Source organism: Aquabacter sediminis (genome assembly GCF_028863665.1).
Classification (GTDB): Bacteria; Pseudomonadota; Alphaproteobacteria; order Rhizobiales; family Xanthobacteraceae; genus L1I39.
In genome coordinates, this window is sequence record NZ_JARBFX010000004.1 from 1 (window position 1) to 14,759 (window position 14,759).

Consider the following 14,759-nt stretch of genomic DNA (forward strand, 5'->3'; position numbering starts at 1 on the left):
GTTCGGCCAGATCGAGTTCATCGACGAAGGCGTCAATGATGCGGACCGGGTTGTCTGCATCCACATAGTCTTCCAGGTACGTCGGCAAAAAGCTTGCTTGGCGGCGGTCAGCAGCTTCAACGAAACGTCCCATAGGGCACCCCGAAGCACTGCCAGATCATAGCATCATCAGGGGTTTTCGCACAGCCTCGGGCCGGGAGCAGACTGTCCGTTCTTTGGTGCTGAGGAGCGAATAGCTTCCTTGAAAACGGGCCTATCTCGACTGCGGCTTACGACCCCGTCTCGGCCATTCACGCCCCACTATAGCCATGGCAGCCTCTCAGCTTGAGCATCCGGTCGACTTACCTCGCGATGGCGTGGCGCGGCGTGATGTGGCTCGGCGATCCCAAGGCCGGAGAGGAACTCTCACGCAGCCGCTTTCAGGCCCCAAGCTGAGCTTCAATCGCTGCTTTGTCCACAATCGACCACACTTGGACGATGCGGCTCCGATCGAAACGATAGAAGACATTTTCATAGAATATAACGCGGCGGCCGTTAATCGGAAGGTCAAAGAACGATCGAGATGGTCTGCAATCAAACTTCAAACGGCTGCCGATCTGCGGCGGTTGAACGACCAGCAACTCCGTTTCAAAACGCAGGTCGGGGATGTCTCGGACGTTCTGTTCGAGCATGCCTCGGTAGCCCGTCAGTCCGAGTTTAATGCCATTGTGGACGACATCGGCGTCGACAAAATCGCCAAGCCTCGTCCAGTCGCGCTCGTTCAGGCAGGCGATATAGTCGCTGTAGATAAGGGGCAGTGTGGCTTGCTCCATCGGGCTATCCTCACGTCATTCCTTGCTCTGGGGCCTGATAATCCCCCCGCGTGATCTTCTGATGCACGACCGCCACCTCGATGCCGGGTCCGGAGGTGAGTAAGGCACAAAGGGGGTTGGTCACCTCATATTCCTTCACCTTTTGAGGAAAGGCCTGAGGGGGACGTCGCAATGGCATGCTCCACACCCGCTACGGCTTTTCTGTGCTGCTGTCGAACAGGGGGACCTCCACCTCCAGCTGACGTTGCACGGACGCGGCGTCGAGGCTGGCGGGGGGCTCAATCCAGTAGATGACGGTTTCCGGCCAGGCGATAACAATGGCCACGAGCAGAAGCTGCATCACAACCCACGGCACGGCGCCCCAATAAATGTCACGGCTGCGCACTTCGGGCGGCGCCACGCCCCTCAGATAGAACAGGGCGAAGCCGAAAGGCGGGTGCATGAAGCTCGTCTGCATATTCACGCACAGGAGGACCCCGAACCAGATGAGGTCGATCCCCAGATTCAGGGCCACCGGAGCCAGCAGCGGGACGATGATGAACGCGATCTCGAAGAAATCGAGGAAGAAGGCGAGGAAGAAGACGAAGACGTTGACCGCGATAAGGAAACCGGTGGACCCGCCCGGAAGGTGGGAGAGCATCCCCTCGATCCAGTGGCCTCCGTCCATGCCCTGGAACACCAGGCTGAAGCAGGTGGAGCCGATGAGGATGAATACCACCATGGAGGTCATCCGCATGGTGCCGGCCATGGCCTCGCGGATCAGCGCCACACTGAACCGGCCATGGAGGGCAGCCAGAACCATAGCGCCCACGGCGCCCATGGCGCCGGCTTCGGTGGGCGTCGCCAGGCCCAGCAGGATGGTGCCAAGCACCAGAAACATCAGCAGCAGGCTCGGCACCATGCCGGCAAGAACGCGCCTGAACAGAGGCCAGCCCAGCGGCGTTCGCTCAGCCCTGGGCAGAGGCGGCATGGCCGCGGGGCGCAGAAAGGAGAGCACCGCCACATAAGCGAGGAAGATCATCACCTGGAGCGCGGACGGGCCGATGGCCCCCATATACATGTCGCCCACCGAGCGGCCCAGCTGATCGGCCAGCACGATGAGCACCACCGCCGGAGGAATGAGCTGGGTGATGGTACCCGAGGCGGCGATCACACCGGTCGCCAGCCGCATGTCATAGCCATAGCGCATCATCACGGGCAGGGAGATGGTGGCCATGGCGATCACTGAGGCCGCAACCGTGCCCGTGATGGCTCCGAGCAGCGCGCCGACCAGAATGACCGCATAGGCGAGTCCGCCGGGGACGCCGCCGAAAAGCTGGCCTGTCCCCTCCAGCAGGTCTTCCGCGAGACGGCAGCGTTCCAGAACCGCCCCCATGAAGGTGAAGAACGGGATGGACAGAAGCAGGTCGTTGGAGATCACGCCGAAGAAGCGGAAGGGCAGCGCCTGAAGGAAATCCGTAGCGAAATAGCCGGCCTCGATGCCGACCACACCGAAAAGCAGGCCGACGGCCGCCAGGGTGAAAGCCACGGGAAATCCAAGCAGGATGAAGAGAATCATCCCGCCGAACATGGCCGGGGGCATGAAATCGGAGAAGGCCATCTAGTTGATCCCGATGATGGAGCCGGGCGTCCGGAGGAAGGCGCGACAGGTCGTGCCCGACGCGGTCACTGGAGCGGCTTTTCGTAATGCGGGTGGAAGTGGGAATGCCCGGAAAGGCCGGCAATCCGCTTGACGATCTCGGAGAGGCCCTGCGCGAGCAACAGGCCGAAGCCGGCCGGGAGCAGAAGCTTGACGGGCCAGAGAAGAAGCCCGCCCGCATTGCTCGAATACTCGCCGGATGCGACCGAGGCTGCAAAGAAGGGCAGGGACAGGACGAAGAAATACGTCACCGCCGGCATGAAAAGGAAGATGAAGCCCCACAGATCGAGCCACATACGCCCTCGCTCGGAGAGCGAGGAATAGATCACGTCGACGCGGACATGCTCATTCATCCGTAAGGTCTGCGAGGCGCCGAGGAAGACGACGGCGCCGAACAGGTACCACTGGATCTCCAGCCAGCCATTGGACGATAGGTTGAACGCGTAGCGAACCACCGCATTGCCGGCGCTGATGAGCACGGAAAGCAGCAGCAGCCAGTCGCAGAGCCCACCCACGGCATTGCTGAGGCGATCGATTCGTTTCGAGAGGCCAAGAAGCCTTGCCATCATGCCGGCACCCGCAAGTCGCCGCATACCATCCGGTGCGCACGTCCACCGATGCGAAAGCGCAGATCCTCGTCCGGCCCGCGAACCTCGACGCGCCCATCCCGCCCGAGCGCCCGGCCCTGCCGCGCCACATAGTCGGCACTCGAAGGCGCGAAGCCCTGCCACGCGGACAGAGCGGCCGCGACGCAGGCGTTCCCGCCCCCGCATACCGCATCCTCCGGCACGCCGATGGCGGGCGCGAACGAGCGCAACTCGGGCATGCGGGCGCCAGCCGGCGCCTGCACCTCGGCCACCACTGAAATCCCGTTGACCCGCTCCGCCAGGCTGAGCCGGGCGATACGGGCCATGTCGGGCGCGAGACGGTATAGGTCCTCGACCGCGTCGAGCGCGGCGATAATCCAGCGCGCCCCGGTATCGGCGATCACCACCTCGCGGAGGGCAGCCGGCCCATTCAGGCATTCGGCAACCTCGCGGACGGTGGATGCCGGCAGGGGCGAGACCTGAGCCGCCCCCGGCGTCCGGAAGGAGATGGTCTCGCCCCCCTCGTCGATACGCATCGACACAAGACCGGCCGCGCATCGGAGCGTGATCTCGCCAACCGCCGGAGCGGCGAGGGCGCGATCCAGCAGCGATCGCACCGCGCCGATGGCGGGATGGCCGGCGAACGGCAGCTCACAGGCCGGTGCGAAGATTTCGATATGGTGGGGGCCGCCCGCTTGGGGCGCGGGCGTCACGAATACCGTCTCCGGCAGGCCGATCCAGCGCGCGAAGTCCTGCTTCCAGCCCTTGCTCGCGCCGTCGCAGCCATAGGCGACGGCCACGGGATTGCCACGGCCGGGGAGATCGGAGAACACGTCCACGATATCGAGCGCGGCGGTTGGCGCCGGGCCGTCAAATGCGACCACGGCGCTCATCGGGGGGAGTTCCGCAGGGCCTGCGCCACATAGCTGTCGAAATACTGTTCGCCGATGACGAACCAGCTCGAGATTTCCCGTTGGTAGGGGCGCCAGCTGTCCAGGATCTTCTTGAAATGGGCGTTCTTGGCGGCCTGCTCGTCGAGCACTTCATTGGTCGCTGCGAACAGGCGGTCGAGGACGGGCTTGGGAAAGGCGCGCAGCACCGCCCCCTTCGCCACCAAGTCCCGCAACGCGATGGGATTGAGGTGGTCGTATTTCGCCTGGGTCAGGACATGGGCGGCAAGACACGCCTGTTCGAGCGCCGCGCGGTACTCGCCGGGAAGTGCGGAGAGGGCCTTGCTGTTTACATACAGCGAGATCTGTCCGGAGCCCTCCTGCCAGCCGGGATAATAATAGTTCTTCGCGATCCTGTAGAAACCAAGTTTTTCGTCGTCATAGGGGCCGACCCACTCACATGCGTCGATCGTACCGCGTTCGAGCGCCGGGTAGATGTCGCCCGCGGGAATGTTCTGCGGCACGCCGCCCACCTTGGCGAGCATCGCTCCGGCGAAGCCGCCGATGCGCATCTTGAGGCCGCTGAAGTCTTCCGGCGTCTTGATTTCATTGCGGAACCAGCCGCCCATCTGGCCGCCGAAGTTACCGCAGGCATAGCTTGTGATGCCATAAGGGTTCAGCACGTCCTGGATTTGCTGGCGTCCCCCGCCATAGAGGTACCAGGCATTGTGCTGGCGGGCATTGAGGCCGAACGGGATGGTGTAGTCGAAGGCGAGCGCGGGCTCCTTGCCCCAATAGAAGAAGCTGGCGGTATGCCCGCATTGCACGGTGCCATTCGAAACGGCATCGAACACCTGGAAGGCGGGAACGATCTCGCCGGCGGCGAAAACCTGGATGGTGAACTTGCCGCCGGTGGCCTTGGACACCATCTGGGACACCAGTTCGGACGCCCCAAACACCGTGTCGAGGCTCTTCGGATAGCTCGATGCCAGGCGCCAGCGGATTTCAGGGCTGCTCTGGGCGATCGCTGGCTTTGCCAGCGTGGAGGCGATGGCGCCGCCTCCCAGCACTCCGGCCCCGACCAGCATGTTTCGGCGTGTCGTCATTGCGAACCCTCTGTTTTCGTTGGTGCGAAAACGATAGGGGCACGCGGCGACCTTGCCAGATGCAGCTAGAAGGCAAGTGTACCTGCACAGTTGAGCAATGCGTCGAATTGCATAGTATTTGTTCAGAATGTCATCATTCGGAGCAGACAAACGCGCGCTTTGCGGCGCGGGGCAGTGTGGCGCAGGCGCGAACCGGCACGCGGTCCCTGTCACATCATGCTTCGGATAAGCCCGGCCAGTTGTTCATAGGCCAAGGCGATCTGAGGGGTCCACACCTGCCCGCAATTGACGCGGATATGGCTGCGGAAGCGGCCATCCGCCGAGAACATCGTCCCGGGCGCCAGCCCGATGCCGAACCCAAGAGCCCGGCGATGCAGTTCGAGGCAGTCCACATGGCGCGGCAATTCGAGCCACAGCAGGAACCCACCGGTGGGCCGTGCCATGCTGACGCCGTCCGGTATCAGGTCGGCGATGGCCTGGAGATGCTGCCCGACCTGCTGCCCGAGCACCCTCACCAACTGCCTCAGATGCCGTTCGTAGCCGCCGGACGCCATGTACTCCGCGAGGGCGAGCTGGTTCAGCTCGGGCTGACCGATGCTCGACACCCGCTTGAGATAGCTGATGCGGTCCGCCAGCGGTCCGCCGTCCACCCAGCCAATGCGCAGGCCGGGCGCAACCGTTTTTGTGGCGGACGCGCATAGGATCACGTTGCCCTGGGTATCGAAAGAGCGGGCGGCTAGCGTGTCCCCCGCGAATTGCAGATCGGCGAAGGTCGCGTCCTCGACAAGAGTGATGTCATGCCGCCGCGCGATCTCCACCAATTCCTTCTTGGCGTGTGAGGACATGGTGGCGCCGGTGGGATTGGACACCGTGGTCGAAAGCAGGCAGGCGCGGATATCGAACCCCCGCGCCGCGTCTGCGAGCGCCTCCACCGACATTCCGCTCACGGGATCACACCGGATCTCGATCGCCCGCAAGCCCAGGACTTCCAACAGGTTCAGGAACCCGTAATAGGTGGGGGTCTCTACCGCGACGATGTCGCCGGGCTTTGTTACGGCACGCAACGCCAGCCCCACGGCCTCCACGCATCCATTGGTGATGACGACGTTCGCAGGATCGAGGGTGCACCCCCATCGCAATGACCGGCGCGACACCTCCTGCCGGAGGTCCAGGGCGCCGGGTGCGAAATCGTAGGAGCCGAGAATTTCCGGATTGTGACGGATCAGCCTCGACATGATCGAACGAAGACGACCAAGCGGGAATAGAGCGGGACTTGGAACCGCCGCCCCGAATGGCAGGAGGCCGGGCCGCTGCGAGGCGGTCATCACCAATTGGGTCGCCTGGAGCGTGCGGACCTCGGTCGGCCGACCGCTGGTCCTCACCGGGCGCGGACGCCGGAACACCGGGGCCCTGGCGCGCACATAATGGCCGGAGCGGTCACGGGGCGCGATGAGCCCGCGGTCCTCCAGCACGCGGTAGGCTTCGACGATGGTGGGGATGGAGACGGATTTCGCACGGCTGAGTTCGCGGACGGACAGCAAGCGGTCACCCTCAGCCAAAGTGCCCGCCGCGATCATGGCCGCGAGCTCGTCCGCTATCTGCTGATAGAGCGGCATGGATGACCCGGTCCTGCGCGGCCCCGCCATCGTCATCTCCCTGCGCGGTGAAGACGATCTGTATAGGGAACATTGGAGAGTGGCTGCAACTGTCGACGTTGGACGACCTCGGCTAGCCTCCTGCGAGACGTTCAGTCAGGATATGCGGACCATGAAAAGCTACAGGGCCTTCCGGGCGGCGGCGTGCCACGTCAGTCCAATCTATTTCAACCTCGCCGCGACCATGGACAAGGCGTGCGCGCTGATCGCGGAGGCCGCTCGCAATGGTGCGGCGCTGGTCGCCTTTCCAGAGGCGTATCTCTGCGCATTTCCGGTCTGGTCCGGCCTCCGTTCCCCCGTGGAGAACCACGATTTCTTCTCGTCCCTGGCGCGATCATCCGTCGAGGTTCCCGGACCCGAGATCGCCCGCCTGCGCGCGGTGGCCCGCGAGCACGGCATTGTCGTCTCCATGGGCCTTAACGAGGGCACCTCCCAGAGCATCGGCTGTATCTGGGACACGAACATCATCATCGATGCCGATGGCAGCCTGCTCAACCGACACCGCAAATTGGTGCCGACGTTCTGGGAGAAGCTGACCTGGGCGAACGGCGACGGCAGCGGGCTGAAGGTGGTGGAGACCGCCATAGGCCGCGTGGGCGCCCTGATCTGTGGGGAGAACACCAATCCGCTCGCCCGCTATGCCCTCATCGCGCAGGGCGAGCATGTCCATGTGGCCTCCTATTCGCCGCGCTGGCCCACCCATCCGGCGACATCCAACGCGGGCTACGACCTTGAGGCGGCGATCCGCATTCGCTCTGGCGCCCATGCCTTCGAGGGCAAGGTGTTCTGCGTCGTGTCCTCCGGCTTTCTCAGCGACGCCGCCGCCGACCTGGTCTGCCGTGGGGAGCCGGCGGCCAGGACCCTGCTGGACAGCGCACCGCGCAGCGTCTCCATGATTATCGGGCCGAGTGGCAATGTGATCAGCGATACCCTCCAAGACGAGGAGGGGATCATCTATGCCGACATCGATATCAACGACAGCATCGTTCCCAAGCAGTTCCACGACGTGTCGGGCGGCTACAACCGCTTTGACGTCTTTGACCTTCAGGTAGACGATCGCGCATTGCAGCCCATCACCTTCCATCAAGGTCCGCCACTGCCCCACACTGGCGTGGCCGATGCCGGAAGCGAGGTCGCGGCGTGGTCTGGTTCGGGTGTCGAATGACATGAGCACGATCAACCTTTTCAGTGATACGCAGACCCTGCCAAGCCGCGACATGCGCGCCGCCATCGCCGACGCCGAGCTGGGCGACGAGCAACGCGGGACCGATCCCTCAGTCAACAGGCTGTGCGAGCGGGTGGCCGATATGCTGGGCTTCGAGGCGGCGCTTTTCGCGCCGTCGGGAACCCTGTGCAATCAGATCGCGATCCTGGTGCATTGCCGCCCCGGGGACGAGTTGCTCTGCGATGCGAGCGCACATGTGGCGAACACCGAGGCCGGCGGGGCCGCCGCGCTTGCGGGAACGGGAATCCGCGCCATCTCGACCCCGGACGGACGGTTCGGCGCGCGAGACATCCTCCCGCTTCTGCGTCCGCCCTCCGTCTCGGCCCCGCGCCCCCGCCTGCTGGTTGTCGAGCAGACCGTCAACTTCCTCGGCGGGCGCGTCTGGCCGTTGGATCAATTGCGGGAAGCGGTGGTCACGGCCGGGACCGCAGGCCTCACGGCTCATCTCGATGGTGCGCGCCTGCTCAATGCCGTAGCCGCAAGCGGCGTGTCCGCACGCGCTTTCGCCGCCGAGAGTGGCTTCGCAAGCGCATGGATCGCCCTCAGCAAGGGACTGGGATGCCCGGCGGGAGCGGTCCTATGCGGGTCTCGCGACTTCATCGATGAGGCCTGGAGATGGAAGTACCGGCTCGGTGGCGCCATGAGGCAAGCGGGGATTCTTGCGGCAGCCGGGCTCTACGCCCTTGACCACAATGTCGCGCGCCTGCCTGAGGATCACCGCCGCGCGAGGATGCTTGCCGCAGGCCTCGCGGACCGCTTTCCCGGTTGCGTCACGCAGGACACGGTCGAGACAAACATCGTCATCATCGATACCATTCCCCTTTGCCGACCTGCTGCCGAGATCGCCCGCGCCTGCGCCGTGGCGGGTCTCCAGTTGAGCGTGATTGGCGAACACGAGCTAAGGGCGGTGACGCATCTCGACATCACCGACGGGGACATTGAGCGCGCTACCGCACTTTTTGCCGATTCGCTGGCCTCGATGGCGCCCCCGACGGTCCCTCACCCCTTAGCTATGGCATAGTCGCGGAGAGCCGTTCATCGCTCTCGGGCATGGTCGCGGAGAAGGCGGCGGGGAATGCTGATTCAAGGTTCTTGGAAGAAGCCTTGGGAAGAGGGGAGAGGTTGAGTGGCCAAGAGATGAAGAGTCAGAGCGCATCAAGCCCCCTGCTGCTGCGAGGTGCGCGGATGCTCTTTGCGCGGATGACCGCCGATGGACGGGGAAGAACACGGCCTTCCTTGCGGGGGCGGGGGCGGATCCGCGTGGTGAAGATCGCGCATACAGTTCGGAGCCCGCGTCTTTCCCAAGCTCGCACGCCGGGCCACGCGATGACGTTCTGGCCCTCTCGATGGGCCAGAAAGACCTTCAAGCTGGATTATCCCAGAGGAACAACGTCACCATCGTTGCAGCCTTTTGAAGAGCGTCTTGCTGTGCCTTTAACTGCAGAACCGTCATACGATTGCCCCAAGGTCTTGGCGCAGGCATGACGCTCGAGCTTAGCGCTAGGGTGACCTCTGCAACAAGGTGTGGGTTCAGCTGAAACCCTATCGCGGTCACTAAACACAAGGTCGAAGGTTCAAGCCCCTCCGCCTTCGTCCGTTTTCAGGCGTTCCGCCAATTTCCGCTATTGGCGCAAGGGTGCCTACGCGCGGCATTTCACTAATGTCCGCTTTTGGACCGCGGCCGTTTCAAGATGAATGACCGAGATGGGGGCGCTTTGGTGACAGACTGCTCCGGGGCCGACAGCGGTCTGTCAGCTTTCGGCTGCAGCGGTATCCATAGCTGCCCTTCCGCAGCCGACTCGACAATCGACGGAATGGACCTCAAAAACGAGGAGCGCCTCCAAACGAGATCAAGCTCCAGGTTAAGCGGGCATGAAAATCGGAGGCATGCCGATCGCGGAGCCCTCGATCGAACTATCAACTATCTCGAACTGGCGGGCGAGCAGCTTCAGCAGGGTGGACTTGCCCGAGCCATTGTGCCCGATCAGGCCGACCACGCGCCGGGCGGGAATATTCAAGGTCAGGGGCTCAAGCAGCACGCGGCCGGCGACAGCGTAGGTCACGTCTTGCAGGGTGAACAGGTCCGTCGTTTCGGTCGTCATGGCGCGTTCTCCAATCCCATCCCCGGCCGGACCGCCCGGGCGTCCTCGACGATGCGGCCTCCGGCCATGCGGACGATGCGGTCGGCCAGGTGGAAATAGCGGTCGTCATGGCTGACCACGATCAGCGTACGGCCTTCGCGCTTCAGCTCGCGCCTTGAGATGGAGGTCCTGCTCGCAGAACTCCTCGCGCAGGTGGACCGCATCGAGGTCGACCCGCCGGAACTGGCATCGAACAACGTATTGCAGGGCTTCCAGCTCTTGCCGTGCCGGCTGTTCCGCGCCCCTTGCGCGTGAGGCCCAGGCTGGCGCGGGCTCGCCTGCGGCTCACTTGGGAGAGGCGGGGAGGGGGCATCTGCGCTGGGATCGAGCTTGAGCCGAGGGAGATGACAGCTCCCTCGGCCTCACCGTCCAGGCGCGGAAGGAGCCCGACCTGCCCGACACAAACATCCCTCGCTCAGCCACAACGGCCTCCCGCCCCTCCAAAGGGTGAACCCTTTCCTGCAAGCGAGATCTCTCACCCTAACGTCCTCGCACCCTGCCGTCCTCAGAGCCTAGACGTCCTCGCAGGCCCGCAGCCGGGCGAGGCCGCCCCAGCCTTCGAACAGGGGTTCGGCGCGCGCGCGGATCTCGTCGAGGGGCAGGCCGGAGCCCCGTCCGCTGCCGGGGAAGACCACGTAGAGGATATCCCGCTTGTCGGCGCCGCCATGGCGGGCGTCGGCCTTGAGGCCGAGGGCCGCGGCCAGCGCGAGGGAGCCTTCGCCGATCTCCCGCGCCGGGCCGATGTCGCAGCATTGTGCAAAGCTGAGGGCGCCCGTCTTGATGTTGTAGGCGACGCCCACATCGCCGAGCAGGGACGCTTCAGACGCGGTGAAGTGCCGTGACCGGCCGCCCCCGGGCAGGACGATATAGGGGATGGTGCTCGCATCCACATAGCGGGCCGGCGTGTTGGGCGCGGCACCGGCATTGTTGAGTGCGGTCTTGGACACATAATAGCCTGGCGCCGGATCCCCCGGCCCCTGCACCAGCGGCTCGCCCGCCGCATCCGTGCAGATGCCGTACCAATTGCCCGGCCGGCCGGCATTGATGAGATTGTCGAGGCCCGTTGCGCTGTCCGGGTGATAGGCCCGGGGCGCTCCATCGGCGCACACCGACATCTTTGCGCGGAACACGGCGGCCGGCACGTCCGAGGTCTCGAACACGCGCCAGCCTTCCGGCGCCTCGTAGGAAAGGCGCAGTTTTGATGAGGTCACGGAGAGGAGGCGGGTGGTGAGACGCGGACCGAAGCGCTCCTGCATCACCTGGTCGATCTCCGGCCATGTCAGCCCGGCAGCCAGGGGACTGGCGGTGGCACGCAGCTGGACATGGGGGGCGTCGTCGCGCGAGGTCCAGTAATGGCCCGGATCGAGCCCGAGGGCCTTGGCTTCTTCCGCATACACCTCGAAGCCGTTGAGCCCGTCCACCAGACGGTGGGTGGACCATTCGGCCTTGTTGTCCACCAGCCAGAAGCAGTCCACCGCCTCGCCCCATTGGTGCCAGGAATTGCCGGGCAGGGCGCTGGTGACGTCTCGCCCCTCCTGGGGACCCACGGAGGAAAGCACCTCCGCCAGATAAGGGGCGCCGACGTTCCGCAACATCTCGATCGCCGCGTCCACCTGCTGTCGGGAGCGGGATTGCCGCCAATAGCGCGCCTGCACATGGGGCGAGCGGACCGTGTGGCTCGGAACCATGGTGATGCCCCGCGCGGCGCAGCGCTGGAGCAGAAGCGCCACCTTGTCCTGGAATTCTGGAACGAGGTCTGTGATTGAAACCGCCATCGCCACCCCCACTGGTTGTGGGAATGGTTTTAACAAAATCTTAAGTTGTAGAAAAGCGTCCGCACACGCTGCGGCAGAGATTTTCCGGCCGCCGGAGGTCCAAGGGGTCAGTCCGCCCCTGGCTCGGCCGGGGGCAAGGGGAGGGGAGAGGCCTGGGGGATGGGCACCGAATAATAGCGGCGCGGGGGCACCGAGCCGGTTTCCGCCGGCGCGCCCTGTGTCGGTGCGTAGGACATGGGGCCGGGTGGGCGCAGTGTGGAGGGCTGTGGCACTGCGCCGGGTGGCATGAGCACGCGCTGGAACGGATCGCTCGGTTGCGCCGGCGGCGCCTTCACATAGGGGGGTGGATAGGCCGGCTGCGGGTAGGCGGCTTGGGCCGGCGGCTCCGCCTGAGGCGGCAGCGCGCCTTGGGGATGGGGCGAGATGTCCATGGGCGCGCCGGTGCCGCGCGGCCCGGCCTCGGGGGCTGCGGGCGGCAGGCTGGACATGGGGCCACCATACCCGCTGCTCGGCGCCTTCTGGGGCAGGGGCTGGGGATAGGATGGTGGCGCGATGGCGGGTTGGTTGCCATAGGGGAAGGAGGGCGGGGCAATGAGCGGATTGCCTGCCGGCGCCTTCAAGGGCATCTGCTGGCGGGCCATGACCGGGGGCGGCATGGGGCTCGGCTTGGGCTTGCAGATGGTGGCGCCCTTGGCGTGGCGCATCAGATCCACATGCAAGTGGTCGTAGTGGAAGATGTTGGAGCCCGGCGCCAGCGTGGTGGTGAACACATCGCATGCCCCCGCCTGCACTTGCAGAAGGAAGCCGCGGGCCTCGTTGGGGCCGCGCCAGTTGTTCTTCACGCTGATCTCGCGCCCATCCGCAAACCGAAACGCCCCAATGTCCAGCGCATTGCCGAAGGCGTGCTCGGAAATCTTGGCGTTGGGATCACCATTCATGCCGCGGCAGGAATAGGAGGACATCTGCGTGATGCCCACCACCGGCGCCCCCATCCAGGCCATGGCGGCCGGCTGGACCACTTCCTCCAGCCAGATATTGACGTTGCGCGCCATGGGGCAGGCGAGCACCGCGCGGGGCTTCACCTCCACCTGGCCATCATCAAAGGCGGTGATGCGGAAGGGATGCTCCATGCCGCAGACGCCGGGGCCGTTGATGGCCGAGGCCGGCTCCACATAGGCCGAGACCGTGATGCCCTTCTGGGCGATGCACTGCTCCTCCGCCTCGGCGCGCCAGGGCTCCCGTCGGTCGAACAGTCCGAACCGACACCCCGACAGGAGCCCCACGCAGACGAGCGGGGCTACGAAATACCTGAACACTCCGCGCGTCATGCCCTTGAGCATGGGGCGCGGAGATTGAAATGGCGTTAATGTCGCAGTGCGGTGGCCGGAAAATCACCGCCGGGCGCGGCCTCCGCCTCACTGGTAGCGGGCAAGGGTCAGACCCTCCATGTCGATCTCCGGTTTCCGGCCTGTGAGGAGGTCTGCCATCACGCGTCCCGTGCCCGCCGCCATGGTCCAGCCCAGCGTGCCGTGGCCGGTGGACAGGTGCAGGTTGGCATAGCGGGTCGGCCCAAGCACCGGCGTGCCGTCGGGCGTCATGGGACGGAGGCCGGTCCAGAAGGTGCCGGTCTCCACCTGTCCCCCATCGGGGAAGAGGTCGCGCACCACATGTTCCAGCGTGCCCCGGCGGCTCGGGCGCAAGGTCAGGTCGAAGCCGGCCAGCTCCGCCGTGCCGCCCGCCCGGATGCGGTCGCCGAGGCGGGTGACGGCCACCTTGAAGGTCTCGTCCATGACGGTGGATTCCGGCGCCCCCGCGGCATCGGTGATGGGGACAGTGAGCGAATAGCCCTTCACCGGATAGACCGGCACCGAAAGCCCGATGCTCTTCAAAAGCGCGGTGGAATAGGAGCCCAGCGCCGCCACATAGACATCGCCGGTCACAAGGCCCTGATCGGTGCGGATGCCGGTGATCCTGTCCCCCGCCGTCTCGATGCCGGCAATGGTGCGCCCATAGGAGAAGACGGCGCCCCGCTCGGCCGCCAGCGCCGCCAGGGCGGTGGTGAACTTGAAGCAGTCGCCCGTCTCGTCGCCGGGCAGGCGCAGGCCGCCGGCATATTTGCCGGCCACCCGCGCCAAGGCCGGCTCCACCGCCACGCAGCCGGCGGGGTTGAGGATTTCATAGGGCACGCCGAAGCGGTCGAGCACAGCGGTGTCGGAGCCCACATGGTCCAGCTGGGCCTGGGTGCGGAAGAGTTGCAGCGTGCCCTGCATGCGGGCGTCATATTGCACGCCGGTGCGCTGGCGCAGGGCGATCAGGCAGTCGCGGCTATATTCGGCAAGGCGCACCATGCGCCCCTTGTTGCGGGCGTAGCGCCCTTCCGTGCAATTGGCGAGCAATTGCAGGCCCCAGCGGATCATCTCCAAATCGAGGCGCGGGCGGACCACCAGAGGCGGGTGGGACATGAGCAGCCATTTGATGGCCTTGAGCGGCAGTCCCGGCCCCGCCCAAGGCGCGGAATAGCCGGGCGAGACCTCGCCCGCATTGGCAAAGGACGTCTCCAGCCCCGCTCCCGCCTGCCGCTCGATCACCTCGACCGCATGGCCTTCTTCAGCGAGGTAATAAGCGAGCGTGGTGCCGATGACGCCGGCGCCCAGAATGACGATGCGCATGACGGGCCTCTCCGAGAGCCGGCAGCGCCAGGCGATCATCGCCCGCGCCACGGCACCGCTTCAGACTAGGCGCGTTCCGCGCTCCGGGGAAAGGGGTGATGGTGCATTGCACCATTCAGCCATGGCCTGCACCGCCCTGCCCCCCGTGGCGCCCGCGGTCTTCAATCCCCGCGGCCTTGATCCTCCTCCGGCCATCCTGTGCCTTGCCGAGGGCTCCCGCAGGGCCTATCGACGCGGCGCGGGCGCTTTCGCCCGGAGAG

Annotated in this window: 13 protein-coding genes; 3 read left to right on the top strand and 10 right to left on the bottom strand. The window is 65.3% G+C overall.

The genetic code is table 11. The features are described 5' to 3' along the window. Positions 1-419 precede the first annotated feature (419 nt). The 6 genes from PV781_RS08390 to PV781_RS08415 all read right to left on the bottom strand — a co-directional run bounded on the left by PV781_RS08390 (position 420) and on the right by PV781_RS08415 (position 6,650). Positions 420-812 carry an ester cyclase gene (locus PV781_RS08390; protein WP_274775186.1) on the bottom strand — a complete coding sequence of 131 codons (393 nt, stop codon included), beginning with the start codon at positions 810-812 and terminating at the stop codon, positions 420-422. 190 nt (positions 813-1,002) lie between these two features. Continuing rightward, positions 1,003-2,412 (bottom strand): TRAP transporter large permease, encoded by a 1,410-nt coding sequence (locus PV781_RS08395; RefSeq protein ID WP_274775187.1) that lies wholly within the window; start codon positions 2,410-2,412, stop codon positions 1,003-1,005. A gap of 65 nt (positions 2,413-2,477) precedes the next feature. Further along, the gene (locus PV781_RS08400; protein WP_274775640.1) at positions 2,478-3,017 is read right to left on the bottom strand and encodes a TRAP transporter small permease subunit; all 540 of its coding nucleotides are present in this window, start codon (positions 3,015-3,017) and stop codon (positions 2,478-2,480) included. Next, positions 3,017-3,931 carry a PhzF family phenazine biosynthesis protein gene (locus PV781_RS08405; protein WP_274775188.1) on the bottom strand — a complete coding sequence of 305 codons (915 nt, stop codon included), beginning with the start codon at positions 3,929-3,931 and terminating at the stop codon, positions 3,017-3,019. Before PV781_RS08405 ends, PV781_RS08400 begins: the two co-directional genes overlap by 1 nt. Beyond that, the gene (locus PV781_RS08410; RefSeq protein WP_274775189.1) at positions 3,928-5,034 is read right to left on the bottom strand and encodes a TRAP transporter substrate-binding protein; all 1,107 of its coding nucleotides are present in this window, start codon (positions 5,032-5,034) and stop codon (positions 3,928-3,930) included. Before PV781_RS08410 ends, PV781_RS08405 begins: the two co-directional genes overlap by 4 nt. 209 nt (positions 5,035-5,243) lie before the next feature. Continuing rightward, positions 5,244-6,650 (bottom strand): aminotransferase-like domain-containing protein, encoded by a 1,407-nt coding sequence (locus PV781_RS08415; protein WP_274775190.1) that lies wholly within the window; start codon positions 6,648-6,650, stop codon positions 5,244-5,246. Here PV781_RS08415 and PV781_RS08420 point away from each other — a divergent pair. Continuing rightward, complete coding sequence (locus PV781_RS08420) at positions 6,649-7,854, top strand: carbon-nitrogen hydrolase family protein (protein ID WP_274775191.1); 1,206 nt, start codon at positions 6,649-6,651, stop codon at positions 7,852-7,854. The genes PV781_RS08415 and PV781_RS08420 overlap by 2 nt on opposite strands. A gap of 1 nt (position 7,855) precedes the next feature. Next, positions 7,856-8,935, top strand: a complete 1,080-nt coding sequence (locus tag PV781_RS08425; RefSeq protein ID WP_274775192.1) for a threonine aldolase family protein — start codon at positions 7,856-7,858, stop codon at positions 8,933-8,935. A gap of 841 nt (positions 8,936-9,776) precedes the next feature. Here the strand turns inward: PV781_RS08425 and PV781_RS08430 are convergent. Further along, positions 9,777-10,016: an ATP-binding cassette domain-containing protein gene (locus tag PV781_RS08430; protein WP_342455442.1), complete on the bottom strand. Its 240-nt coding sequence runs from the start codon at positions 10,014-10,016 to the stop codon at positions 9,777-9,779. Positions 10,017-10,175: 159 nt separating this feature from the next. On the opposite strand from PV781_RS08430, the gene PV781_RS08435 reads away from it, so the two are divergent. Then, positions 10,176-10,310, top strand: a complete 135-nt coding sequence (locus tag PV781_RS08435) for a hypothetical protein (protein ID WP_274775666.1) — start codon at positions 10,176-10,178, stop codon at positions 10,308-10,310. A 257-nt stretch (positions 10,311-10,567) separates the two neighbouring features. On the opposite strand, the gene PV781_RS08440 is transcribed toward PV781_RS08435, so the two are convergent. The 3 genes from PV781_RS08440 to PV781_RS08450 form a co-directional block, all read right to left on the bottom strand. After that, positions 10,568-11,830 carry a glycoside hydrolase family 75 protein gene (locus PV781_RS08440; RefSeq protein ID WP_274775193.1) on the bottom strand — a complete coding sequence of 421 codons (1,263 nt, stop codon included), beginning with the start codon at positions 11,828-11,830 and terminating at the stop codon, positions 10,568-10,570. Positions 11,831-11,937: 107 nt separating this feature from the next. Next, the gene (locus PV781_RS08445; protein ID WP_274775194.1) at positions 11,938-13,146 is read right to left on the bottom strand and encodes an extensin-like domain-containing protein; all 1,209 of its coding nucleotides are present in this window, start codon (positions 13,144-13,146) and stop codon (positions 11,938-11,940) included. A gap of 99 nt (positions 13,147-13,245) precedes the next feature. Next, positions 13,246-14,499, bottom strand: coding sequence for a D-amino acid dehydrogenase (locus PV781_RS08450; RefSeq protein WP_274775195.1), 1,254 nt, complete (start codon positions 14,497-14,499; stop codon positions 13,246-13,248). Positions 14,500-14,759: the final 260 nt, after the last annotated feature.